Origin of the sequence: Streptomyces sp. Ru72 (assembly GCF_002920635.1) — a bacterium.
Lineage (GTDB): Bacteria > Actinomycetota > Actinomycetes > Streptomycetales > Streptomycetaceae > Streptomyces.
This window is the reverse complement of record NZ_PQSR01000009.1, coordinates 59,331-82,666: the sequence shown is the minus strand read 5'-3', so window position 1 is coordinate 82,666 and position 23,336 is coordinate 59,331. Positions and strand designations below refer to the sequence as shown.

11 protein-coding genes are annotated in these 23,336 nt (G+C 69.3%); 3 read left to right on the top strand and 8 right to left on the bottom strand.

Annotation, left to right across the window (positions count from 1 at the left end):
* Positions 1-261 precede the first annotated feature (261 nt).
* Positions 262-5,157 (top strand): LamG-like jellyroll fold domain-containing protein, encoded by a 4,896-nt coding sequence (locus C3488_RS06780; RefSeq protein WP_258053315.1) that lies wholly within the window; start codon positions 262-264, stop codon positions 5,155-5,157.
* Positions 5,158-5,944: 787 nt separating this feature from the next.
* Here C3488_RS06780 and C3488_RS06775 read toward each other — a convergent pair.
* The 7 genes from C3488_RS06775 to C3488_RS06745 all read right to left on the bottom strand — a co-directional run bounded on the left by C3488_RS06775 (position 5,945) and on the right by C3488_RS06745 (position 19,834).
* Positions 5,945-6,613, bottom strand: coding sequence for a hypothetical protein (locus tag C3488_RS06775; protein ID WP_146067837.1), 669 nt, complete (start codon positions 6,611-6,613; stop codon positions 5,945-5,947).
* Positions 6,614-7,161: 548 nt separating this feature from the next.
* A complete protein-coding gene (locus C3488_RS42345) occupies positions 7,162-13,695 on the bottom strand; it encodes an RHS repeat-associated core domain-containing protein (protein WP_146067836.1) in 6,534 nt (2,177 codons plus the stop codon).
* A gap of 325 nt (positions 13,696-14,020) precedes the next feature.
* Positions 14,021-15,382, bottom strand: a complete 1,362-nt coding sequence (locus tag C3488_RS06765; RefSeq protein ID WP_103838396.1) for a CapA family protein — start codon at positions 15,380-15,382, stop codon at positions 14,021-14,023.
* Positions 15,379-17,274, bottom strand: coding sequence for a CocE/NonD family hydrolase (locus tag C3488_RS06760; RefSeq protein WP_103838395.1), 1,896 nt, complete (start codon positions 17,272-17,274; stop codon positions 15,379-15,381). Before C3488_RS06760 ends, C3488_RS06765 begins: the two co-directional genes overlap by 4 nt.
* A complete protein-coding gene (locus C3488_RS06755; RefSeq protein ID WP_181138905.1) occupies positions 17,274-18,113 on the bottom strand; it encodes an ABC transporter substrate-binding protein in 840 nt (279 codons plus the stop codon). The genes C3488_RS06760 and C3488_RS06755 overlap by 1 nt, the downstream gene beginning before the upstream one ends.
* A gap of 170 nt (positions 18,114-18,283) precedes the next feature.
* Positions 18,284-19,069, bottom strand: a complete 786-nt coding sequence (locus C3488_RS06750) for an amino acid ABC transporter ATP-binding protein (protein ID WP_103838393.1) — start codon at positions 19,067-19,069, stop codon at positions 18,284-18,286.
* Between the two features lie 3 nt (positions 19,070-19,072).
* On the bottom strand, positions 19,073-19,834 hold the full coding sequence (locus C3488_RS06745; RefSeq protein ID WP_103838392.1) for an amino acid ABC transporter permease: 762 nt from the start codon (positions 19,832-19,834) through the stop codon (positions 19,073-19,075).
* A gap of 150 nt (positions 19,835-19,984) precedes the next feature.
* Here C3488_RS06745 and C3488_RS06740 point away from each other — a divergent pair, with 150 nt between their 5' ends.
* Together C3488_RS06740 and C3488_RS06735 are read left to right on the top strand one after the other, a co-directional pair.
* Entirely contained in the window at positions 19,985-21,067 is a 1,083-nt protein-coding gene (locus tag C3488_RS06740) for a DUF5937 family protein (protein WP_103838391.1), read from the top strand.
* A 282-nt stretch (positions 21,068-21,349) separates the two neighbouring features.
* Positions 21,350-21,931, top strand: a complete 582-nt coding sequence (locus C3488_RS06735; RefSeq protein ID WP_103838390.1) for a Uma2 family endonuclease — start codon at positions 21,350-21,352, stop codon at positions 21,929-21,931.
* A 108-nt stretch (positions 21,932-22,039) separates the two neighbouring features.
* On the opposite strand, the gene ychF is transcribed toward C3488_RS06735, so the two are convergent.
* Positions 22,040-23,128 (bottom strand): redox-regulated ATPase YchF, encoded by a 1,089-nt coding sequence (ychF, locus tag C3488_RS06730; RefSeq protein WP_103838389.1) that lies wholly within the window; start codon positions 23,126-23,128, stop codon positions 22,040-22,042.
* Between the last annotated feature and the right edge of the window lie 208 nt (positions 23,129-23,336).

Below are 23,336 nucleotides of genomic sequence, written 5' to 3'. Positions count from 1 at the left end.
CGACCACGGTGCTCGCGTACGGAAGGCGGCCGAGCCTGCGGAGTTGCAAGATCCGTTACTCAGATTTGGTATGGACATGCCCGCCCAAACGCTCATCCCCGGCAGAATCTTCACAACGGGGGAGGGTTCGCTGTCGGTTTCCTCACCCACTCCCCACCTTTTACTCAGCCGGTCCTCCGGTCTGGACATGGAGAGTCTCAACCGATGCGCATACCCCACCCCAGTCGGCGCCTGGGCTGGTGCCGAGTCGCCGTGACGGGGATGTTGGCCCTGGGTCTCGGCACCTTCGGCCTCTACCCGGCCCACGCCGCCACGCCGGCTCCGCACGCGAGAAGTTCCACGGGCTCCACCGAGCCCCTCGGCAAGACCGCCCCCACAGCGAAGAACCTGGTCCCGCTGCCCAGCGGGTACGGTGCGACCCAGGCGGAGCAGGCAGCCATGCAGGCGGCCGCAGTCCGGGCGCGCCGAATCGGCAAGGCCGTGGCCGTCGACGTGCTGACCACGCCGACGGAGGCAGTAGAGGCATTGCCGTCAGGAAAGTTCGGGTTCTCCTCCAATCCGCTTCCGGTGCGGGCCAAGCAGGCCGGCCAATGGGTCCCGGTGGACCTGCGCCTGCGGCGGGGGCCCGACGGCACCTGGGCTCCGAAGGCCACCGCCTACGGAAGCGTGGCCTTCTCCGGTGGCGGCAACGGTCCGCTCGCCGTGACCCGTTCGGGTCAGGTGTCCCTGTCCTTGTCCTGGCCGACCGCGCTGCCCGCCCCGGTGGTCTCGGGAGCGACCGCCACATACCGCTCGGTGATGGCCGACGTGGACCTGCAGGTCTCTGCGACCCCCTCCGGAGGCCTGAGCGACACGCTGGTCGTACACTCCGCGCGGGCCGCCAGGAATCCGGCGCTCTCCTCGCTGCGCCTGGCCGCGAGGGTGCGCGGCGGCCGACTGACCCAGAACCCGGACGGCACCCTCCGGGTGACCGACCGTCAGGGCCACGTGGTCGTGGACGCGCCTGCCGCCTTGCAGTGGGACTCCAACCGCACCCTGCCCGCCACGCACCAGCCCCGGGGCGCCAAGGTCGCCGCCGACGCCTCCGACGCCTCCCACCCCGGTCTCGCAGCCCGCGTCGCGCCCGTGCGCACCGAGGTCACCTCCCATGCCCTGACCCTGGTGCCGGACGCCCGCATGCTCGCCGCCAGGTCGACCGTGTGGCCGGTCTACGTCGACCCGTCCGTGAACTGGCACCCCGTCGACTACACCAGCCCGGCTTTCGACGAAGTGAAGCAGGGCTGCCCGGGCACGTCGTTCTACGACAAGACGACCGCCCTCGCGGACAACGGCAACCTCGGGGTCGGTTACAACGGATGGCCCGAGGGCTACTGCAACACCGGTGACGAGCACTCGATCTACCAGTGGTCGTTGTCCAAGACCATCTGGGGCGCGACGATCAACAGCGCCGAGGTGGACGCCACCGACCTCTACTCCGCCTCGTGCTCGACGACCGCGACCGTGAACCTGCACTGGTCGAAGGGGATCGGTTCGGGCACCGACTGGAGCAACCGCCCCGGCTACAACAGCTACTCCACCTCCGCGAGCTTCGGACCGGCTTACAACCCCACGTACTGCCCGTCGAACGGCTCGGTGACGAACGGGTTCAACGTCCTCACCCCGATCAGGAGCGCGGCCAGCGGGCACTCCAGCAGCTTCACCGCGACGCTGAGCGAGGACTCGATGGAGTCCAACCACAACGACCTCGGCTTCAAGCGCTTCTCGCACAACCCCACGCTGCAGGTCTTCTTCGACAACCCGCCGAGCGCCCCGACCGCCGGCACCATGGCGGCGGTCTCCGGCGCGGACGACGCCGCGTGTGACACCACCGGGCCGTACTACCCGTACATGGGCAAGACCATCGCCTCGACGCCGCCGGTGCTGAAGGCCAAGATCTCCGACCCGAACGCAGACAAGCTCCAGGCGACCTTCCAGTACTGGATCGACGGGTCCAGCACCAAGTCAACGCTGGTCAGCGGAGACAACCTCGCCAGCGGGACCTACGCGAGCGTCTCGCTGCCGTCGTCCTTCGTCTCCGGGCTCACCAGCGGCCAGACGGTTGACTGGGACGTCAAGATCAGCGACGGGATGGCCAGCACCTCCTACTCCCAGTCCCCCACCTGCCACTTCACGGCCGAGCCCACAGCACCCGACACACCGTCGGTGACGTCGGAGAGCAACCTCTATCCGAACACCGACCAGAACGACGGCGTGGTCGGAGCGGCCGCGGGCACCACGGGCAAGTTCGACATCTCCGGCAACGGCACGACCGCGACCAAGTTCGTCTACCACCTCGACGTCCCGCCGGCCACCAGCAACCCTCCGAGCGGACAGTACGTCACCACCACCACCAACAGCGCGACCGTCTCGATCACTCCTCCGTCTCCCGGCCCGCACACGCTGTACGTGTACTCGGTCGACGGTGCCGGTGACGACTCGGGCGAGTTCGCCTACCCGTTCATCGCCGCCGGGCACCCCGGCAGTACGTGCACCAGCCTGGCCGCCTGCTTCAACAACACCGGCATCAGCTCGGACAGCAACATGGGCCAGGCAGACCTGGACGGCTCCGGCAACAGCCTCTCCGCCACCGACCTGGCCAACGCCGGATGGACCAGCGGCGGCAAGGTGACCGTCGACGGCGCGACCCTGACCCTGCCCTCCTTCGGCTCCGGCCAGAAGGACAACCTCCTGGCCGGCAACCAGACCATCACCTACAGCGGCTCCGGCAACGCCCTGGTGTTCGTCGGCACCTCGACCGGCTCCGGCATGTCCAATCCGGGATCGATCGCGGGCGACTCCACGGCCCCCTACGTACCCGCCGACACGTCGATCACCGGCAGTTACTGCTTCAGCGGGACGACCCTGGTCGGGGCCTGCCCCGGAACGGGCACCATCACGTACACGGACGGCACCAGCACCACCTACGACCTGACCGTCCCCGACTGGAGCGCCGGGGTGAACCCCATCGCCGCCGTGGTGCTGCCGCACAAGAACGCGGCGGCCGGCCAGGCCACCGCCTCCCGGCGGCTCTACGCCTTCTCCGTCCCCATCGACCCGACCAAGACCATCTCCTCGGTCACCCTGCCCGACATCTCCACCGGCACCGGCCCGCACGAGCAGGCGCTGCACATCTTCTCGATGGGCACCCGCAACACCACGGCGGGCACCCCCGAGGTGAACGGCACCTACACCGCGGCGGCCTCCGGACAGTCCTGGACGGGCGCCTGGGCCAACCCCAACGAGGGCAACTACAACTTCCTCGGCTCGAACTTCTCCAACCAGTCCTTCCGGATCGCGCTCAAGCCGTCCCTGTCCGGCGGCACGGTGCGCGTCAAGCTGGACAACGGCCTGGGGACCAGCAAGCTGTCCATCGGGCACGCCACGATCGCGCTCAGTTCCAACGCCTCCTCCCCCTCCGCGGTACCCACCGGCACGATCAGCACGCTGAAGTTCGGCGGCAGCCAGTCGGTCACCGTTCCCGAGGGCGGCATGGTCTACAGCGACCCGATCAGCTTCAACGCCACCGCGGGCCAGTACCTGCTGGTCTCCTACGACCTGACCAACTCCGTCCCCTACCTGGTTCAGCACTCCTACGCCAACGGCTCCTACGAATACGTCAGCGCCGTCGGCTCGGGAGACCTGACCACCGACACCACCGGAACGCCGTACACCACCAACGCCGCCGCGTACGGCAACTTCACCGACCTGGTCACGGGCCTCGACGTGATGTCGTCGAACGTACCCACCGAGGCCGTACTCGGTGACAACCTGGTCGACCCGTTCCAGCCCAGCACCACACTGCCCAACTCCAACGGCTACCGCGTCTCCGACGCCCTGACCGCCGCCGAGCCGACCACCACGACGCCCTATGGCGTGCTTGCCGAAGGCATCGAGTCCAACCAGCTGATGACCGACAACCCCGAGACGTACAACGGCTCGACCATCGGGGGCCCGGCCGCCCTGTCCCGCATCGACCGCGACGTCCTCGACCAGCCGGGCATCAACTCCGTCATCGTCGACGAGGGCCTGGAGGACCTGCTCGCCGGCAGCACCAGCGACGATCTGGAAGGCAACGGCTACACGGCCCTGGTGCAGCAACTGCAGGCCTGGGGCATCAACGTCGTCCTCACCTCCCTCACCCCCTGCGACGGCTTCACCGGCGACGGCGCGACCCCCAACGACCCTTGCACCAGCACGGTCGACGGCTACCGCACCGACGTGAACGCCTTCCTCGGCGGAATGAACCTCGGCAACCCCTGGGCCACCCCCGCCGTGTACTTCGCGGACTTCGACGCCGCCGTGGCCGACCCCACCCTCGACAGCAACGGCGAGGAGAAACTCGCCGCGGGCGCCGACTACGGCGACCACGTCAACCTCACCAACCCCGCCTTCGGTGCGCTGGCCACCGCGCTGCTGTCCCCCCAGGACACCTGGAACTTCGACGACGGCGCCGGCATGCCGGTGGCCACCGACACCGCGGCGACCGACTCCCTGAACACGCTCAACGCCAACATGGCCAACCCGAACGTCGGTAACAACCCGCTCACCCTGAACGGCTCGACGACCTGGTCGACGGACTCCACCCGCGGCACGGTCCTCAGCCTGGACGGCAGCAGCGGCGACACCACCAGCAGCGCCCCGGTGCTCGACACCACGGGCAGCTACTCCGTCTCGGCCTGGGTCAAACTGTCGTCACTCCCCACCCACAACGCCGCCGTCGCCGCCCAGGACGGAACCCAGGACAGCGCCTTCTTCCTCAAGTACGACTACACGTCCCAGAACAAGCCGGCATGGTCCATGACCTTTCCCGACAGCGACGTGGCCGACCCCACCTCCCACGCGGCCTACTGGGTGGGGGCCACCGCGAACACCTGGACCCACCTCGTGGGCACGTACAACGCGGCCACCCACACCGGACGTCTGTACGTGAACGGCGTCCTGGCGGCCACCACGACAGGAGTCACACCATGGAGCAGCACAGGTTCCTTCACCGTCGGACGCGCGCTGTACGACGGCAGCCAGACCAACTACCTGCCCGGCATGGTCAGTGACGTACAGGCCTGGAACTACACCCTGAGCGCGAACCAGATCACGGCGCTCTACCAGCAGATCCCCTGACCCTCACGAGCACCCGGGGCGGCCCGCCGGCAGGAAGCCGGCGGGCCGCCCCGTCGGCTTCCTGCCGCGTGCAGGAACATCGCGGACACCGCCGAGGAACAACCCATGCCCAGATCCACTCCGGCACACGGCAATCGCGACCGCGTCCGGTGGATCGCGGTCACCGCGGCAGTCGCCGCGGTGACCGCCATGCCGCATCGTCGAGGAGCACCCGTTCTCCGGGGCGTCGCCGACCACCCGGGCCAAGCAGTCCGGCAGCCGGCCGGTCCGACCCGGCACGCCGGCGTCCGAGCACGAGGAGTCCGCGCGCTCCGCCGCCCGCCTCAAGCCGGCCGTGCCCGCGCACATCACGATCCCCGGCCGCCTCAGCCTGGCCTGCCAGCCTCAGAACAGGCGAGATCGCCGTCGAGGGCCTCGGCCTGATCGGCTCCGGCGGCCCAGCGGCACGCCTCAGCCGACTGTGTCGGTCACCACGACCACGACCGCCCACCTGACGCGTCCACTCCACCGCCGCCGGGCATGGCCCACACCTCGTGACCGGCCAAGCCCTCGACCGTGCAACCGGGTGACCTCGGGCCGGACCAGCGCCGCGACCCGCAGCGACTGCGCCCCGGCACCGGATCGCCCTCAGCAACCGGCCGACCCCCACGTACCGCCTCCGGCTCGCCGGACCGCCCCACGCCGCGGTCCTCGACCTCCGCGCCCCGGACGGGCACACCGACACCAAGGTCCGACGCGTCCCCGTGTCGTGACACCCGGCGTGGCGCGAGAGGCCACGGGGGATGACCTAACGGAGGCTGATCCTGGAGGTTACGAGGTGCTGGATCAGTCGTAGTGCCCGCTCGGTGTCCCAGAGTCGAGGGGAGGCCAAGGGGCCACTTTCGGCGCACAGTTCGTCCGGGGGGAGATCCGCCGCGGTGGGCAGCGCGCGCAGAACGTCGCTCAGGAATGTGCCGAAGTGGTCGCCGAGCGGTTCGGTGGTCGCCCGGCGCAGTTGCTCCAGCGCCGCCTCCACCGCGGCCAGCCGGGCGAGTACCACGGCGTCGTCGACCAGTTCACCGGGCGGGGGTGCGAAATCCAGGTACGGCATGATTCGTTCGGCCGCCGCCGCGTCAGCCGGTGCGGCCTGCCACTCGTGGGCGTCCATGGCGTCAAAGGCGCGCCGCACGATCTCGGCGACTGCACGGGCGATCGGCCGGGGACGCAGGGCCAGCGAGCGGCCCGACCACTCGCCCGCGTACTCGGCGAACGAGGGGTCGCTCCGAATGTCGCTGCCCACCTCGATGTAGTCGATGTCGATCCGCTCCTGGGACGCGGAGTGCTCCCAGAGCAACTCCACTTGGTGGTAGGCGTGTTCGTCCAGGAACTTCCACCATGCCTCTCGGCCGTCCGGGGAATCGAGCAGGGGCAGCACGATCCGGCATGTGTGACACGCGACGTCGACGAGTTCGGCCACGTTTTCCTCCACTCTTCCTGGCGAAGACTCCGTCCGCCAGGATCGATCACTTACAGTAACGTCCACGCCAGGCCGCAGTCCCGCCGCGCCCTGTGCGACGGTAGTGGTCAAGAGCGAAGTCTCTTCCGTGAGAAGGGGCTCCGGCGCGATGTCGCCCGTGGCCCGAGTACATCGGAGAACGCCCGCAACGCCGCCGGAAGGCCGGCCCGCTGGCCGGCGAAGGACGCGGCGACGCGGTCGAAGGCGGCACGGACCCGTCCCACGGCTGCCGCGCGGGCCAGCAGCTCCGCGTCGCCCACCCCTCGTCCCGCTGGCAGGGGCCATCGTGATGAGGGCAGCACGTCCTCGCGGTCACGACCGGACAGGGTGCGGCGCTGCCGAACTCCGTGACGATTTTCCGGGGAATGGCGGACTGCGTGAACCGGCCCAGGTTCCAACCAGTGATGAGTCCCAGCAGATGAGGCTCGCGCAGTCGGACATGTGTTCCTTGTTTCGTGAAACGGCCCGGCAGGAGGCGCGGTGCGGCGCCTCCTGCCGGGCGAGGACATTCAGAAACCCTCTCTCTCCATCGCCCTCTCCTTGTTCAACATCCCCTGCCTCATCGCGTCCTCGTAGTACCCGGAGTCGTCTCCGCCTCCGTCTCCCCCGCCCTTGCTCAGGTCGTGGAGGCCGGAATCCCCAAGGTCATAGGTGCCGAGTTCCTCACCGGTGTCGTCCACGATGCGGACGGTGTATCCGCGCCACTTGGAGATGTCCCGGTCCGGCTGCTTCTGCCAGTCCTCCAGCCATTTGTAGACGTCCGACGTCTTGGGCACCTGGAAGAAGATCTGGTTGATTCTCGTCCCCTTGGCCCTGAGCTGTCGGGTGGCCTTCGACAACTGCCTCATGAAGGCGTTCTGATTCGGGTTCTCGATGGTCTTGACCTCGCGGTAGCCGACGACGTTGCCCTGACGGTCCAGAAGTTTGATGTCCGGGTTCGTCTGGCCCTGCTCGTTCTTTCCATTGGCCTCCGGGTTAACCTCGGCCACGGTGTCGTCCGGGCCGCCCTCCAGCGACTTGTAGGAGTTCTCCTCGGTCAGCAGCTCCTGATTCTTCGAACCCAGATGCTCGGCGCGGAGTTTTGCGGCGCCCGCGTCCTTGCCGTCCGACGCCCCCTCGTTCGGCGTACCCCCGCCACCCCCGCCGTCGCCGTTCTGCACCGCGTACGCGATGTTCGGACCCGCCACCGCCGCGATGGTGGTCGCGGCGCCGGAGATGGCCAGCCCCGTGCCCGCGAAGTCGAGCGCCGCGCCCAGCGGAGCGCCGACGCCCGTCGCCATGAGGGCGGTGCCGCCCGCGTCCGCCGCCGCGCCCAGGAGCAGCTCACCGACTCCGAGGGCCGCCTGGGCCCAGTCGGTGCGCTGCATGACCTGGCCTGCGGTCTGGGCGAAGCCGGAGACGGCGTTGCTGAGGGAGCTGAACCAGCTGGCTCCGGTGGGGTCGCTGCCGGTGACCGGGTCGTTCCCGCTGTAGTCGTAGCCGGAGATCTGCGAGGGGTCGGAGGACTCCAGGAGGGGGTCGAGGGAGACGAAGCGCCCGGTCTGCGCGTCGTACTCCCGGGCGCCGAGGTCCTCCAGGCCGGTGCCGGAGTCGGCGATGCCTCCGACGTACCCCTTGTCGCCGGGCCAGGAACTGGGCGCGGTGCCGCGGACCTTGCCGAAGGGGAGGTACTGCCGCCGGGTGACGGTCTGGCTCTGGTAGTCGACGGCGAGGGTGTCGGTGCCCTGGCGGTCCGGGATCAGGTACTGGATGTCACCGGTGCTGCTGCGCTCGGCGATGGTCGTGTTGCCGATGGCGTAGTAGCGGGTGCCGCTGAGGGCGTGGGTGCTGGTGTTCTCGACGATCTCCTCGTCGTCGAGGTAGAGGGTGGCCTGGCTGGGGCCGGTGCGCAGCACCAGATTGCCCTCGGCGTCGTAGAGGTGGCCGGTGGTGCCGGCGGAGGTGGTGTCGGTGGCCAGCTTGTCCTGGTCGTTCCAGGTCAGGCTCTGGTTGCCGAGGGCGCCGCCGTTGATGGCGGTGGTGTCGCCCGCGCTGTCGTAGGTGTAGGAGGCGGTGGCCGCCGTGGCGCCCGGTCCGGTGGCTGTGGTGGAGGTGAGCGTGTGCGGCTGGTCGGTGGCTGAGCCCGCGGTCGGGTAGCTGTAGGTGGTGGTGGTGTCGTTGGCGGTGTTCCCGCCGGTGTCATGGTCGGTCTGGGTCAGCCGCTCGCCGTCGGCGCGGTAGGTCCAGCTCTCCCAGTAGGGGTTGGGCCCGCCGACCATGGAGCTGCTGCCGGCCGCCGGGGCGGTGGCGCACTGGTCGGTCGCGGTCCAGGCGGCGGACAGCCGCACGTCCCAGTCGTAGGCGTAGCACTGGGTGTCGGTGGTGGCGCCGCCGTTCTGCGCGTCGGTCACCGAGGCGAGCAGGCCCGAGCCCTTGGAGATGTCGCCGTCGTTCCACTTGTAGGAGGTGTCGTCGACGACGGTGGAGCTGCTGGAGTCGGTGGTCTTGGCGTCGGTGGGCTGGCCGGTCTGGGGGTCGTACTGCAGGGTGAGGTCGACCCAGCTGGTGGACGGGCCCATGGAGTACTGCAGTGGGTGTCCGTACTCGTCGTAGCCGAGGGCGTCGACGTAGGTCCAGGCCGTGGTCCCGGTGCTGGCGAGGCTGGTCGGGGCGCCGTACTGGTCGTAGCCGGTCGCGATGGTCTCGGAGGGCAGTCCGCCGGCCGCGGCGTCCTGCTGCGTGGCCAGGGCGCCGGTCGTCTTGTAGGTGTACGAGGTGGTGTACCCGCCGGAGGGCGCCAGCGCGGCCTCGGCGGCCGGCAGGTTCGCGAGCGTGACACGGGAGGCGGCCACCTCGCCCAGGGAGGTGTAGCCGAGCACGGCGTTGGTCACCGAGGGGCTCGACGTGCCGAGCTGGTAGGAGGTCGAGGAGGTGAGCAGACCCTTCTTGAGGGTGTCGTACGTCCACGATGCGATCTCGTTGCTCGCGGAGGCCGTCGCCCCGCCGGTGGTGTCGTAGGCGGCCGTCTTCCGCCCGCCGGCGTCGTAGGAGTAGCTGGTGGTCTTGGAACGGGAGTCGGTGGTGGTGAGGACCTGTCCCGCGTTGTCGTAGGTGGCGGTCGACGTGCCGGCGTCCGGGTCGGTCGCGGAGACCTGGTCGCCGAGCAGGTTGTAGTGCCAGGCCCACGTGTTGCCGGCCGGGTCGGTCTCGCCGGACTTCGAGCCGTCGGGGTTGTAGGTGTAGTGGGTGTCGGAGTAGTCGCTGCTCGGGTCGTTGACCGGGTCGGCCGGGACTCCCGCGTGGTACTGGTACAGGTCGGTGACGTGGCCCCGGGCGTCGGTGAGCTGGGACTCGGCCACGCCCCCGGCCGGCGGGACGGTCGTGGTGAAGTTCCCGCCGAAGACCGTGCTGGTGTGCCAGGTCTCGGTGCCCAGTGCGTACGCGGTGGCTGTGGTCTTGCGGCCGGCTCCGTCGTAGGCGAAGCCGGTCTCGGACGGGATCTGGCCGTCCTGGGCCTGGACGAGCGTGGAGCTGGGAGCTCCGGTGGTGTAGTAGGGATTCGTGGTCTTGGCGACCCAGCCGTCGGTGTTGTAGACGGTGTCGGTGATGGTCCGTCCGCCGTCGACGGTGCCGGTCTGGGTCTCCCGCAGGCGCAGGAAGGAGTCGTAGAGCGACTCGCTGACGGCGTAGCTGCCGTCGTCGTTGAGCGTCTGCGCGGTCACCACGCTGGGTGAGCTCTGCGAGACGGCGTAGGTGTACTTGGTGTCGGCGGCGGTGATGCCGGGCTTGAAGACCGCGGTGGTCCGTCCGAGGGCGTCGTACTGCGCCTTGGTGACGTAGCCGGCCGCGTCGGTCCGGCTCAGTTCCAGCCCGCGCAGGGCGTCGAAGGTCTCGGTGGCGGTGTGGGTGAGCGGGTCGGTGGTGGTGACGGAGGTGGGCGCAGCGCCGGTGGCCGGCGTGTAGGCGATGTGGGTGGTGCGCTGGTCAGGGTCGGTGCTGGTCAGGGTCCGGCCGTACTCGTCGACGGTGAGCGTGGTCATCGTCGACCAGGTCGGGGTCGAGCCGCTGTATGAGGTGACCTGCTGCGTCATCGTCGTGTCGCCGACAGTCGGCGCCGCCCCGAAGGTGGTGGAGCCGTCGTAGTAGGCCCGCTTGTCCGACACGGCGTCACCGGGCAGCGAAGGGGTGTTGGCGCAGTCGGTCGAGACCGTGTCGGTCTCGTCGGGGGTGTCCAGGATCCACGCCGAGGTGTTGTCGTCGTAGGTCGTCGTGGTGCAGATGTCGTCCGAGGTGGTGGAGACGTCACCCTTGTCGTCGACCCTGGTCACCCGTCCGTTGGAGTCATGGGTGCTGTCGGTCTCCGTCTCCCGGGTGCTGCCCGACGCCAGTGGCGTGTAGACCCGCGTACGCGCGGTGCCCGTGAGGTACGCCTTCTGGGCAGGCAGGCCGCCGCTGAGCGTGTGCGTGGCGGTGGCGGAGCCGGACCACGGGTCGGTGATGGTGTCGTTGACGACCTTCCCCGAGTTCCATCCGTTGTACAGGATCGTCTCGTACGTCAGCCCCGCGTACTGGTCGGAGTCCGGGACCGCGGTGTCGCCGCGCGAGTCGGTGACGCTCACCGAACGCGTGGTGCCGCCCGGCAGCGTGTCACCGTCCATGCCGCGGAAGTAGGTGTAGTCCGTCTCCGTCTTCGGGTCGGGAGCGGTGCCGGTGGACACCTTCATTCCCTGGTACCCGCGCCACTCGTTCCATGTGCGCTCGTCGGACGGGGTCAGCGGGTTGTCGTCGTAGTGCCAGGCCGGGCTGCCGACCGGGGTGTACGTGGTGACCGTGGTGTCGTTGACCCCACCACCGGTCGGGTCCTGCTGGGTGACGGTCGTGACGATGTACTTGTTGAACCAGTCCTTGATCGGCGAGGTCAGCCCGCTGGGCGTCCAGTACGAGGGAAAGCACAGCGACGTGTTCTGGCTGTCGTCGCTCGGTGTGGAACTGCCGCACGCCGGCGACGAGTAGCCGACACTGATGATCTCACCGGTCTCGGTGGTGATGGTGTTCAGCCGGTAGCGGGTGATCGGCGGGTACCCGTCCGTCAGGTCGACGCGGTTGGACAGCGGCGTGCCGGAGAAGGTGACCGGAGCCGTGCTGATCGAGCCGGACGATCCACCGGCGCTGGTGTCCTGACCGGTACGCACGATGGACGACAACCACAGCGAGGGGGTCGTCGCATCACCGGTGGCCGGGAAGGAGTAGGTGAACGCCCAGGAGTCCACGTTGGTCTCGGTCGTCCCGACGAGCGCCTGAGTCTGGATGCCGGTCAGTTCGTACTCGGACCAGAACGTCGGCGACTGCGAGGTGCACGAGGCGCCGTTGGCGCAGTTCAGGTCGTAGGGGACGTCCGGCCAGTTCGAGGCGGTGGAGGAGGACAGGGTGGAGACCGCGCAGCCGGTCGACGCGGTCTTGCAGCGCCCGTTGTAGGTGAACGTGACCTGGGCGGCGGGGCTGGTGGAGTAGACCGAGCCGTCGCGCTGACCGTACTGGATCTTCGTCAGCCGCGCGTCGCGTATGTAGGACGTGTTGGCGGTGCTGCCGAGGTCGCGCGCGTAGTAGTTGGTGTCGTCGGTGTAGAAGTAGGACATCACGTCGCCGTGCGTGTCCTTGACGTAGTCCAGCATCCACCGGTAGCCCTGCTGGCACCAGGAGGAGGAGAAGGTGGCGTTGTAGCACGGCTGTCCGGAGGCCGTGGCGTACACCGGCTCGGTCAGCACCGAGTTCGTGATCGCGTCACCGCTGGCGTACCCGGGCAGCTGGTTGAGGCCGAAGGTGTACTGGGTGCCGTCGGTGGTGGTGACCCGGAAGTACTCGCCGTTCTGGGCGCCGTTGGACGCACCGGTAAGGTACTGGATCTTCTCGTCGGTGTCGCCCTGGGCGCGGTAGGTCCCGGTGCTGTCGTCCTTGATGATCGTGGTGGTGGACCCGTTGAGCGACAGCGTCAACTGGTTGTTGCCGGACCAGCAGTTGTCCCAGGTCTTGGTCGTCCCTGACGGGTTCTGGTGACAGGACTGGTAGGAACGCTCGATGTAGCTCTCAGGCAACGAGAAGCCGTCGCCGACGATGGACGCCTGGTTGTTGGTCGAGGAGGTCAGCCCGTCGACGCTCTGCGAGTTGTAGGTGACCTTCAGGCCCGGGGTGAGCCCGCCCGGAGCGGAAGGCGTGGTCAGCGGGTAGGACCAGTTGAAGGCGTCGGTGCTGCCGCCCGCCTGCCAGGAACTCGACGGCTTGAGGGATGTGGCGGTGAAGTCGCCGCCACCGCCGCCGGTCGACGAGGTCACGGCGAGGACGGTCATGGTCGACGAGGCGAACGTGGTGGGCGCGCCGCCGGAAGCCGTCGGCCGACCCAGGGGCACGTCGGCGGAGACCCGGCCGGTCTTGACGTCGTTCCTGGACTCCAGGGCAGTGGCGGTCCTGCAGGAAGGCGCCTTCGGGGTGGTCAGCACGCAGGTGGGCAGCCGGAAGATACGCAGCCGCGAGGCCCAGTCCGCGCCATAGGCGTCCGCGAACGGCCGGTAGTCCACGGTCAGACGCCCCGTGCCCACCTGCGACCGCGTGGCCTCAGGTGCGACCTTGAGCAGGATGCCGTCGACGCCGGCCGCCTTCGCGGCGGACCGGGGCAGCACCGTGACCGTCGCGCGGCCCGCGGACCGGTGCGGCGCGGTGCGCTCCGTGCGGGTGGCGCGGTCGGCCGTGCCCAGCCACACCGGCAGGGATCCGGCTCGCTCGGCGGTGCCGAGCAGGTCGACCCTGGCGGAGCCGGCCGGCCAGACCGTTTTGGCCGGCTGCCAGGACGGGAGCCTCTTCGGCTGGTGGTAGTGCGAGGTCACCGCGTGGACCGGGACCGGCTTGGTGTTCGGGGGTGCTGCCGGCCGCTGGTGCACCGCAGGCGCGGCGGCCAGGTTCGTGACCGCGATCGCCGTCGCCACCGCCGTGGCGAGCAGGCCCCGTACATAGGAGGGCCCGGGTCTGCGTCTCCCGGGTCCGAAGATGCGCTGGTGTACCCCTGTTGCCACGTGCAGCCCCTGCCGCGAAGTGGACTCAATGTGAGTCATGAATATGTTGTGATGATCAAGACGATGCTAGGTACGGGGCTCGCTCAACAGGTCGCCGGCAGCGGCGATTTGACGAGAAAATGACATGACCGCAGCAATGCAAAGGATCGGCGCTGAGCAGGCAAAACGCCGTCCCGTACGCGGACGCCCGCAGCGAGCCGCGCGGGCAGCAGGGTCCACCACGCGGGGTGTGGGTGCCGTGTGCGGCCGGCGCCTTCGGGCCGTACCGAGGCCGTATGACTTTCGCCGGCCTGCTCTCGGTCACGTCACGCCGCACATCGACGGATCAGACGCCGAGGTGGCCGACGCCCTCCCGGATGACGATCTCCGTGCCGAACGGCTTGGAGAGTCGTTGCAGGCGTCGCAGGATCCGTTCCGCGGTGGGCGGGTCGGCGAGCCGGGGGATGCCGCGGTCGGCGTCGCGCGGGCCGTCCCAGTGCAGTTCGATCGGATGCAGTTCCACGGCCCGGAGGGTGCCGTCGCCGTTGAAACAGCTGACCGCGACCACGGACTCGTACCAGATCTGCTCTCCGAAGACGCCGTGGACGCGTTTGCGTTCCAGGAACTCGGCCTCGGTCTCGTGCTCCCGCCTGCCGTCCTTCTCGTAGGCGCCCCGGGTCAGCGGCTGCTGGGTGTTCTCCATGAAGACGAAGTTGCCGAGGGAGTAGAAGATCGGCCGTCCCCGGTACACCTCGATGCCGCGGAGTTGGTGGGGACCGTGGCCGAGGAACGCGTCGGCGCCGTTGTCGATCGCCTCGCGGGCGATGAGCGGAAGGAAGTCGGGGGGCTCCTGGCTGTAGTTCCCCGGTTCGTGGGTGTGCATCGTGGCGATCGCGAAGTCGGAGGTCTGCTTGGCCTGCCGGACGGTGTGCAGCACCTCTCGGCGGTCCGACTCGTGGACGGAGAAGTGGAACTCCACGGCGTCGGTATGGGGCTCGGGACCGGGCTTCGCCGCGTAGCGGGTGCCGAAGAGGGTGACGGTGCCGTCTCTGCGGTCGGCCTCAAGAACGGAGGCACGGACCGAGCCGGCCGGCAGCGCGTCGCGGACCAGGGCGAGTTCTCGCAAGCGCCTGCCCGGGACGAGCACATGGCGTGTGGTGCGCAGGGCGTTGACGCCGGGGCGGCCGGGCACGCGCCCGAGGGGGTCGGCGGCACGGGACATGGGCTCGAAGCGGGAGGCGACGGAGACCAGGGAGACACGGCCTGCGGGAGTGGTGAGGAAGCGCGGGGAACGCGCGTCGGCGAGGGTGTCGCCGGTGCCGGCGTGGACGATGCCCGCCTCGGTGAGCAGCAGGTCGGTGGAGCGCATACCGGCCACGCCCCAGTCGGTGGTGTGGTTGTTGGCCCTGGCCATCAGATCGAAGCCGATCCGGCGGAGATCCGCGGGCACCCGCGAGGTGCTGATCAGCCACGATCCGCCGGACTCGGCCTCGGGCCAGCCGTCGAACTGCGTCAGGTCGACGGCCGTGCTCTCGAAGTTGCCGAAGGTCACGTCCGCCGAGCGCAGCAGTTCCAGCAACTGGGGCGAGCGGGCTTCGAGGAGCGGGGCGAGTGCGTCGTCGACGACCAGGTCGCCGACGGCGGTCAGGGTGAAGCCGTCGCGCACATTGGCCTGGCGCCAGGAGGGAGACAGCCTTCCGTCGGTCATGCGGGGCGCCCTTCGGGCTCCGGGCGGAGTACGGACAGGGTCAGCCACGAACGGCCGCCCGTGTACACACGGTTGGTGGCGACTGCCTTGCGCCGGTCGCCGACCTCCGGGCCGCCGGTGTTGGAATTGACGTCGAAGCGCGGGAAGTTGCTCGAACTGACGTCGAGCCGCAGCCGGTGGCCGGCCAGGAACAGGTTCGCCGTGTCCGGCGCCTCCACGGTGATCTCGTACGTCTCGCCCGGTGTCATCGGCTGCGGATCACTGAAGGAGTCGCGGTAGCGGCAGCGCAGGATGCCGTCGGTGAGGTTCATCGCGAAACCCTGCGGATAGTCCTCGCTCGGTGGATGGACGTCGATGAGCTTGACCGTGAAGTCGGTGTCGGGGGCGGTGGACGACACGGTGAGGTGCACGCTGACCGGTCCGGCGACCACCAGGTCCTCGGTGAGCGGCGGGGTCTGGAACACCAGCACGTCGGGTCTGCTGTCGAGGGGCAGGTGCGGCTCGGTCACGCCGAAGAACCGGTCGTCGGGGTGCTGGTGGAAGGCGCCGCCGCTCATCACCGGTTCACCGGAGGTGACCTGGCCGCCGAGGGTCGGCACCGGGTCGCGGGGGTCGAAGTCGTATTCCAGGAAGGAGCCCTGGGCGTCGCACGTGCCGGAGGCCGTCGCGAGGGTTCCCGCACTGCCGAGGACGAGGGTGAGGTTCGCGCTCTCCTCGGGCGGCCAGGAGGTCGCCGTGCACCAGCGACCGCCGTGGTCGAGCCGCCCTTCGGCGGTACGGCGGCCGGAGCCGCCGCCCATGAGGAAGTACCGCACGGGAGGCGGCGGATCCGCCATCCCCGCCGGGCCGAGGTGCGCGTCGAACCAGCTCAGCCGCATCGCCGCGTAGTGCTCGGCGAGGCTGCCGTCCAGCCGGGCCTGCGGGCCGAAGTCGACATCGCCCGCGAAGCTGCGGCTGCGCCCGCCGTGCGTCCACGGACCGAGCACCAGGTAGGCCGGGCTGTCCTTCTTCCGTCCCAGCTCGCGGAAGTTCTCCGTGGCGGTGCGGACGTAGGGGTCGTACCAGCTGGACATGTGCAGGCTCGGTACGTCCGGGAAGTCGTCGTAGAAGCCGCGGGCGTAGATGCCGGGCTGTTCCCAGTAGGGGCCGAAGGCGCCGTTCTCCCACTGTTCGAGCAGGTAGTCCTCGTACTCCGGGACGAAGCGGAGCGGGCTCGCCCCGCGCCGCCACGGCATGCGGGTGAACCAGGCGCTCAGGTCCTCCGACTCCAGCGAGGCGCGCAGCACCGGGTCGGTGCGGACCGTCTCGCTCACCTTGGCCCGGTGGAACGCCCAGGTGGCCTGCTTGAGCTCGAAGGCCCCGCCCATCCGGGTGCCCGCCTCGTATGCGCTGGCGAAGCCGCCGGAGTCGAGGAACATCGCGGCCAGGTGCGGTGCGCCCAGGGAGGCGAGGGCGGCCTGGGCGTGCGCGGAGTAGGAGACGCCCATCGTCGCGACCCGGCCGTCGCACCAGGGCTGTTCGGCGATCCACTCGACGGTGTCGTAGCCGTCGGTGGCCTCGTTCAGGTACTTGACGAAGGTGCCCTCGGAGTCGCCCCGGCCGCGGCAGTCCTGCCGTACGATCCGGTACCCGCCCCGGGTGAACACCTCGGCCGCGGTCTCGGGCGCCGGCGGGTTCTCGCCGCCGAGGGCGCCGTCCGAGGAGCGCGCGGCCCGGCGGCCGTACGGTGTGCGCTCCAGAATGACCGGTCCCGGTCCCGGGTCGGGCCGGTCGGCGTAGACGTCCGCGACGAGCACCACGCCGTCCCGAACCGTCGTCCGCACCACCCGCCGCCAGCACGCCCGCCCGCCGGGCACCGGCACCCGCTGCCACTCGTCGTCGATCACGGGCATCACTTGCTCCCGGGGAACTGGGATTTCAACGCGGGCCATGCGGCGAGAAGTTCGGGCTCCGGCCGGGTGCTGAAGTACTTGCGGTACAGCTTGGCGTAGCTGCCGTCCGCGACCATGGCGCCGATCTCCTTGTCGAGGGCCTTGAGGAAAGCGGTGTGGTTCTTGGGCACCGCCATCGAGGTCGGGTGGTCCACCGGCGCGGACACCGCCTGCCGCAGGCCGGGGTACTGCTTCATGAACTCCGTCGCGTCGGGACCGCCCACCAGGAAGGCGTCGATGCTGCCGTTGAGCAGCTGGCTCACCGCCGCGTTCTGGGTCTGGAAGCGGACCGGCTGCGCCTTCGGTATCCGCGTGGGCAGCTGGGCCTCCTGCGATGATCCGGTCACCACTCCGACGCGCTTGCCGTTGAAGCCGTCGAAGGTGGAAATCGTGCTCTTCGAGGTCGTCAGGACGGTCACGGTGCTCCAGAAGAGCGGCTTGGTGAAGTCGACGCTCTTCTCCCGCTCCGCGGTGACCCCGAGCCCGGACGAGGCCAGGTCGTACTGACCGGCGGTCAGGCCGGCCAGCGATCCGGTGACGGACGTCGCCTTGTAGTCGACCTTGAGTCCGAGGCGCTTCGCGGCCTCGTCGGTCACGTCGACGATGAAACCGGTGGGCTTCCCCGAGTCCTCGGCGTAGGCGAAGGGTGGCTGGCCGGTCTGGGTGGCGGATCTGATGGTGCCGGCCTCGATGAGACCGTACGGGTTGCCGCTCGACGCCTTGGCTGTGCCGGCGCTGTCGCTGCTGCCGCAGCCGGCGAGGGGCAGTACGAGGCCCGACAGGGCGACGAGTGCCAGCATCGGGCGCCGCCCGAGTCGATTAAGGGATGATCTGGACATGATGGTCCTCCTTGGGGCACAGCGGGGAGCGGGGACAGTGGTTCAGGCGGCAGTGCGTCGAAATGCGGTGCCGCAGAGGGCGCTTCACCGGAGAGGCGCTTCAGCAGGAGCGTCCGTCGGCGGGCCTCGCTTCAGAGGACGCGGGCGAGGAAGTCGCGCAGGCGTGCCGTGCCGGGGTGTTCCAGCGTCCGGCGGGCGGGGCCGGACTCGGCGATGCGGCCTTCGTCCATGAAGATCAACCGGTCCGCGACCTCACGGGCGAAACCGATCTCGTGCGTGACGGCGATCATCGTCATCCCGGATTCGGCCAGCAGCCGCATGACGTCGAGGACGTCCTTGACGAGCTCGGGGTCGAGGGCCGACGTGGCCTCGTCGAACAGCATGACCTCGGGCTCCATCGCCAGCGCGCGGGCGATCGCCACCCGCTGTTGCTGACCGCCCGAGAGCCGGCTCGGCCGGGCGTGGGCCAGCCCCGCGAGGCCGAGCCGCTCCAGTTGGGTCATGGCGACGGTGTCGGCCTCCTGCCTGCCCATCCCGCGGACCTTGCGGAGGGCCACGGTCACGTTGTGCAGGACGCTCAGATGCGGGAACAGGTTGAAGTGCTGGAAGACCATGCCCACCCGGGTGCGGACCGCGTCGACGTCCACGCCCGGACCCGTGATCAGGTCGCCACCCAGGCGGATCTCGCCCGCCGTCGGCGGCTCCAGCAGGTTCATACACTTCAGGAGCGTCGACTTGCCCGAACCGGACCGGCCGATCACACAGACGGTCTCGCCCGCGGCGACATCGAGATCCACACCCCGCAGGACCTCCACCTCGCCGTAGCGCTTGTGCAGGCCGCGCACGGCGACTGCCGCTGTGGCGGCCGTCCCCGTCCCGTCGGCGCGGGAGTTGCTCTCGGACAGTGTTCCGGCCATGGCTCAGACCTCCATCACGGACGGGGCGGGCGGGACCACGGCCGGCGCGGCAGCCGCTTCGTTCTGCTTTCGCCCGCCGGTGCGCAGGCGCAGGTCGAGCCGATTGACCAGGAAAGTGAGCGGAATCGTGAGCATCAGATAGCAGGCACCGGCGGCCACGAGCGCGGAGGAGTTGTACGTCGCCGCCTGCCGCTCCTGCGCGATGAAGTAGAGCTCGCGCTGCCCGAGGCCGAGCCCGAGCAGATACACCAGCGCGCTCTCCTTGATGTCGATGATGAACTGGCCGGCCAGCGCGGGCAGCACGTTCCGTACGCCCTGCGGGACGACGATCACCCGCATCGCGGTCGGATAGGACATGCCGAGGCTGCGTGCCGCGCTGAGCTGCCCGGTCGGGACGGCCTGGATGCCGGACCGGAAGATCTCCGCCAGGTAGGCCGCCGATATGAGGCCGATGGCGAGGACCGCGTAGCCGAGCGGGTCCCGGCCGAACGGCCGGATCCCGGCCGACGGCAGGCCCAGGCCGACCAGGCTGACGGTCACGATCGCGGGCAGACCGCGGAACACGTCCACGTAGATCCGCGCGGGCAGTCGCACCCACCGGCGGTGCGACAGCAGCAGCATCGCGAGCAGCACACCGAGCACGACACCGAAGACGATCGCCAGCCCGGCGATCAGCAGGGTGTTGCGCAGGCCCTCGGTCAGCAGGACGGGAAACGCCTTGAGTAGTTCGTCGGGGTCGAAGAACGTCTGCAGAAACAGGTGCATCGGCCGGAGCCTCTCGCTGCTCGGACTGCTCGGAGCGGAATCGACGCCTGCTCGGAGCGGCTGGAATGGGACGCAGCCTAGGTCGGCCGGCCGGCGGCGACCGCGATGCTTACCGCGCACGCGGTAAACAACCGCTGTACGCTGCGCGGCATGGCCGTGGTCATCACCTTGCAGGGGGCGGTTCCGGCGGATGTGGCCGTCGGCCTGTCACCGCTGGCCGAGCTGATGGCGTGCCTCCACTCGATCGCCGAGCCCGAGCACCACCTCGCCGTACGCCCGTGGCTGGAACGCGTGCGCACCGACCTGTCCCCGGAGTCCCAGAGCCTGATCGCGGTCTACGCACCCCTGTGGACCCGGCGGCGCTGCCGCCTGCTGATGCCGCTGGATCCGCCCCTGGGCCGCACGCTGGAGCAGGAACTCGACCGCCTGGAGGCGCTGCCGCTGGACGACTTCGTGCTGGGCGTCGCACCGAGCGTGCACGGCGGTGTCTTCGACACCCGGGACCTGCTCACCGACGAGGCGGTCCGCGACGCCTACACGGTCTCCGCCGAACGGCGCTCCTTCAGCCGCGGCGAGCTGGCCCGCGGCCTGCTCCAGACCCCGGAGCGGATGCGGAGCGGGCTGCTGGAGCTGCTGCGGCGCTGTGCCGCCGAGTTCTTCGACGCCGAATGGGCGCGGGTACAGCACCGGCTGGAGAGCGAATGCACCCGCCTGCGGGCCCGCGTCCAGGCACTGCCGCTCCCCGAGGCACTGGCCTCGCTCAGCCCGAACGCCGTCGTCCGCAGCAACCCGCCCGCGGTCGTCTACGACAAGCTGCAGTCACTGCGGGCCGACCTGCGCGGCCGTCGCTGCCTGCTCGTGCCGTCGGTGCACTCCCGACCGCACCTGATCGTCAAGGACGATCCGCCCTATCCGCTCGTCGTGCACTTCCCCGTCGAGAACACCGCTCAGGCGGAGCGGGCCACACTGGCACAGGTGCGGCTCAGACTGGCGGTCCTGTCCGACCCCGCGCGGCTGTCGCTGTGCCGGCACCTGGTGAACGAACCCATCACCACCTCCGACCTGGCCGTACGGACCGGGATGAGCCTCCCCCAGGTCTCCCGCCACCTCGGCCGGCTGCGCGAGGTGGGACTGCTGACCTCCCGGCGGGACGGCCGACAGATCCACCACCGGTTGGACACGGACCGCCTCATGCATCTGGGCGTGGACGTGCTGACCTCGATCATCCGCTGAAGGCCCAAGTCGGCATCCAGCACCGAAGGGATCGGGCCCGCTCGAGCCCGCCCCCTGCCGACCCGTGCACTTGACGAATTCCCTGGCGCACGGTCGCGAATCCGTCACAGCTGCAGCGGAACGTCTACCACAACGCTCCCACCTGCGGAAAGGAGCTCCTGGAGATCCAAGTCAGCACAGAATCAGCACCGGCGACAGGCCTGGGACTCCAGTACGGCGGGAAGGGCGGTCCCCGGTGACGATCTCGTGGCCCGCGCCTCGTCGAATCGCTACGGTTGAGCCATGACCGCACTGCCCGACTGGATGCGCCCGCCGCGCGAGGAAGGCTGGTTCGCGGAGGACCTGGACCGCCTTCCCGAGGCGCCCCGACACACCGAGCTGATCGATGGAGCGCTCGTCTTCGTGATGTCGCCGCAGAGGTGGTGGCACGGCCACCTCGTCACCATGCTCACCGTCGCCCTCATGGAGCAGGCGCCCGGCGATGTCAGGGTCGGCCGCGAGATGACCATAAAACTCGACGAGCGAAACCGACCCGAGCCTGATCTGCTGGTGACGACGGCCGACTACGACGGAGACCGCACCTGGTTCGCGCCGGACGAGGTGCGACTCGTCATCGAGGTCGTCTCACCCGAGTCCGCGCACCGGGACCGCACGGTCAAGCTGCGCAAGTACGCGGAGGCCGGCATCCCGCACTACTGGTGCATCGAGGACGAGGACGGCGCCCCTGTCGTCCACGTCTACGAACTCGACGAACCGACTGGCGTCTACGCGCCCGCCGGCATCTTCCGAGGCACTCTGAAGCGCCCAGTGCCTTTCGAGATCAGCCTGGATCTCGAAAGGCTCACGCCGCCGACGGGCGGCTAGGAGTCAGCACCACGTCAGCACGGGAACGCAGAAGGGGCTGAGCTCGCCGGAGCTCAGCCCCTTCTGATCTGCACGCTCGCCGAACCACTTAGCGCGGTGACGAATCGATCAGACGTTGAAGCGGAACTCCACCACGTCCCCGTCCTGCATCACGTAGTCCTTGCCCTCCATGCGCGCCTTGCCCTTGGCGCGGGCCTCCGCAACCGAGCCGGTCTCCACCAGGTCCTCGAAGGAGATGACCTCCGCCTTGATGAAGCCCTTCTGGAAGTCGGTGTGGATGACGCCGGCCGCCTCGGGGGCCGTGGCGCCCTTCTTGATGGTCCAGGCGCGGGACTCCTTGGGGCCCGCCGTGAGATAGGTCTGCAGGCCCAGGGTGTCGAAGCCGACGCGGGCCAGGGTGGCGAGGCCCGGCTCGTGCTGGCCGACCGACTCGAGGAGTTCGAGGGCCTCGTCCTCGTCCAGCTCGGCGAGGTCCGCCTCCAGCTTGGCGTTGAGGAAGATCGCCTCCGCGGGGGCGACCAGCGCGCGCTGCTCGTCCTTGAAGGAGTCGTCCATCAGCTCGTCCTCGTCGACGTTGAAGACGTACAGGAACGGCTTGGTGGTGAGCAGGTGCAGGTCGTGCAGGAGCTCGGCGCGCTCGCTGCCCTGGACGATCCCGTGCCCGAAGAGCGTGTCGCCCTTCTCCAGGATCTCCTTGGCCTCCTCGACGGCCTTCACCTTGGGCGCGACGTCCTTCTTGATCCGCGACTCCTTCTGCAGCCGCGGCAGGACCTTCTCGATCGTCTGGAGGTCCGCGAGGATCAGCTCGGTGTTGATCGTCTCGATGTCGTCCTTCGGCGAGACCTTGCCGTCCACGTGCACGACGTTCTCGTCCTTGAAGGCACGGATGACCTGGCAGATCGCGTCCGACTCGCGGATGTTCGCGAGGAACTTGTTGCCCAGGCCCTCGCCCTCGCTCGCGCCGCGCACGATGCCCGCGATGTCGACGAAGTCCACGGTCGCCGGGAGGATCCGCTCCGACTTGAAGATCCCGGCCAGCTTGGCGAGACGGGCGTCGGGGACACCGACGACACCCACGTTCGGCTCGATCGTGGCGAACGGGTAGTTGGCCGCCAGCACGTCGTTCTTGGTCAGGGCGTTGAACAGGGTCGACTTGCCGACGTTGGGCAGACCGACGATTCCGATCGTGAGCGACACGTTGCGACTTCCCGTACGTGAGGTTGGAGGACTGGACTGGGCTGCGGGCCCGGGTCCGTCAGGAGAGTGTGCGGGCCGATCCACCAGTCTACGGCGTACCCGGCCGCGCTCCGGCGACGTATCGAACGCTTGGACAAGCTCTCGCCAACGGCGTGTGTCATACGCCATTCCGCACATAAACCGACCTAAGTTGGTCCAGTGGAGCAAC

Coding starts and splice junctions, on each gene's coding strand:
- C3488_RS06780 (WP_258053315.1), top strand. CDS start 262: ATGTTGGCCCTGGGTCTCGGCACCTTCGGCCTCTACCCGGCCCACGCC.
- C3488_RS06765 (WP_103838396.1), bottom strand. CDS start 15,382: ATGACCGACGGAAGGCTGTCTCCCTCCTGGCGCCAGGCCAATGTGCGC.
- C3488_RS06760 (WP_103838395.1), bottom strand. CDS start 17,274: ATGCCCGTGATCGACGACGAGTGGCAGCGGGTGCCGGTGCCCGGCGGG.
- C3488_RS06755 (WP_181138905.1), bottom strand. CDS start 18,113: ATGCTGGCACTCGTCGCCCTGTCGGGCCTCGTACTGCCCCTCGCCGGC.
- C3488_RS06750 (WP_103838393.1), bottom strand. CDS start 19,069: ATGGCCGGAACACTGTCCGAGAGCAACTCCCGCGCCGACGGGACGGGG.
- C3488_RS06745 (WP_103838392.1), bottom strand. CDS start 19,834: ATGCACCTGTTTCTGCAGACGTTCTTCGACCCCGACGAACTACTCAAG.
- C3488_RS06740 (WP_103838391.1), top strand. CDS start 19,985: ATGGCCGTGGTCATCACCTTGCAGGGGGCGGTTCCGGCGGATGTGGCC.
- C3488_RS06735 (WP_103838390.1), top strand. CDS start 21,350: ATGACCGCACTGCCCGACTGGATGCGCCCGCCGCGCGAGGAAGGCTGG.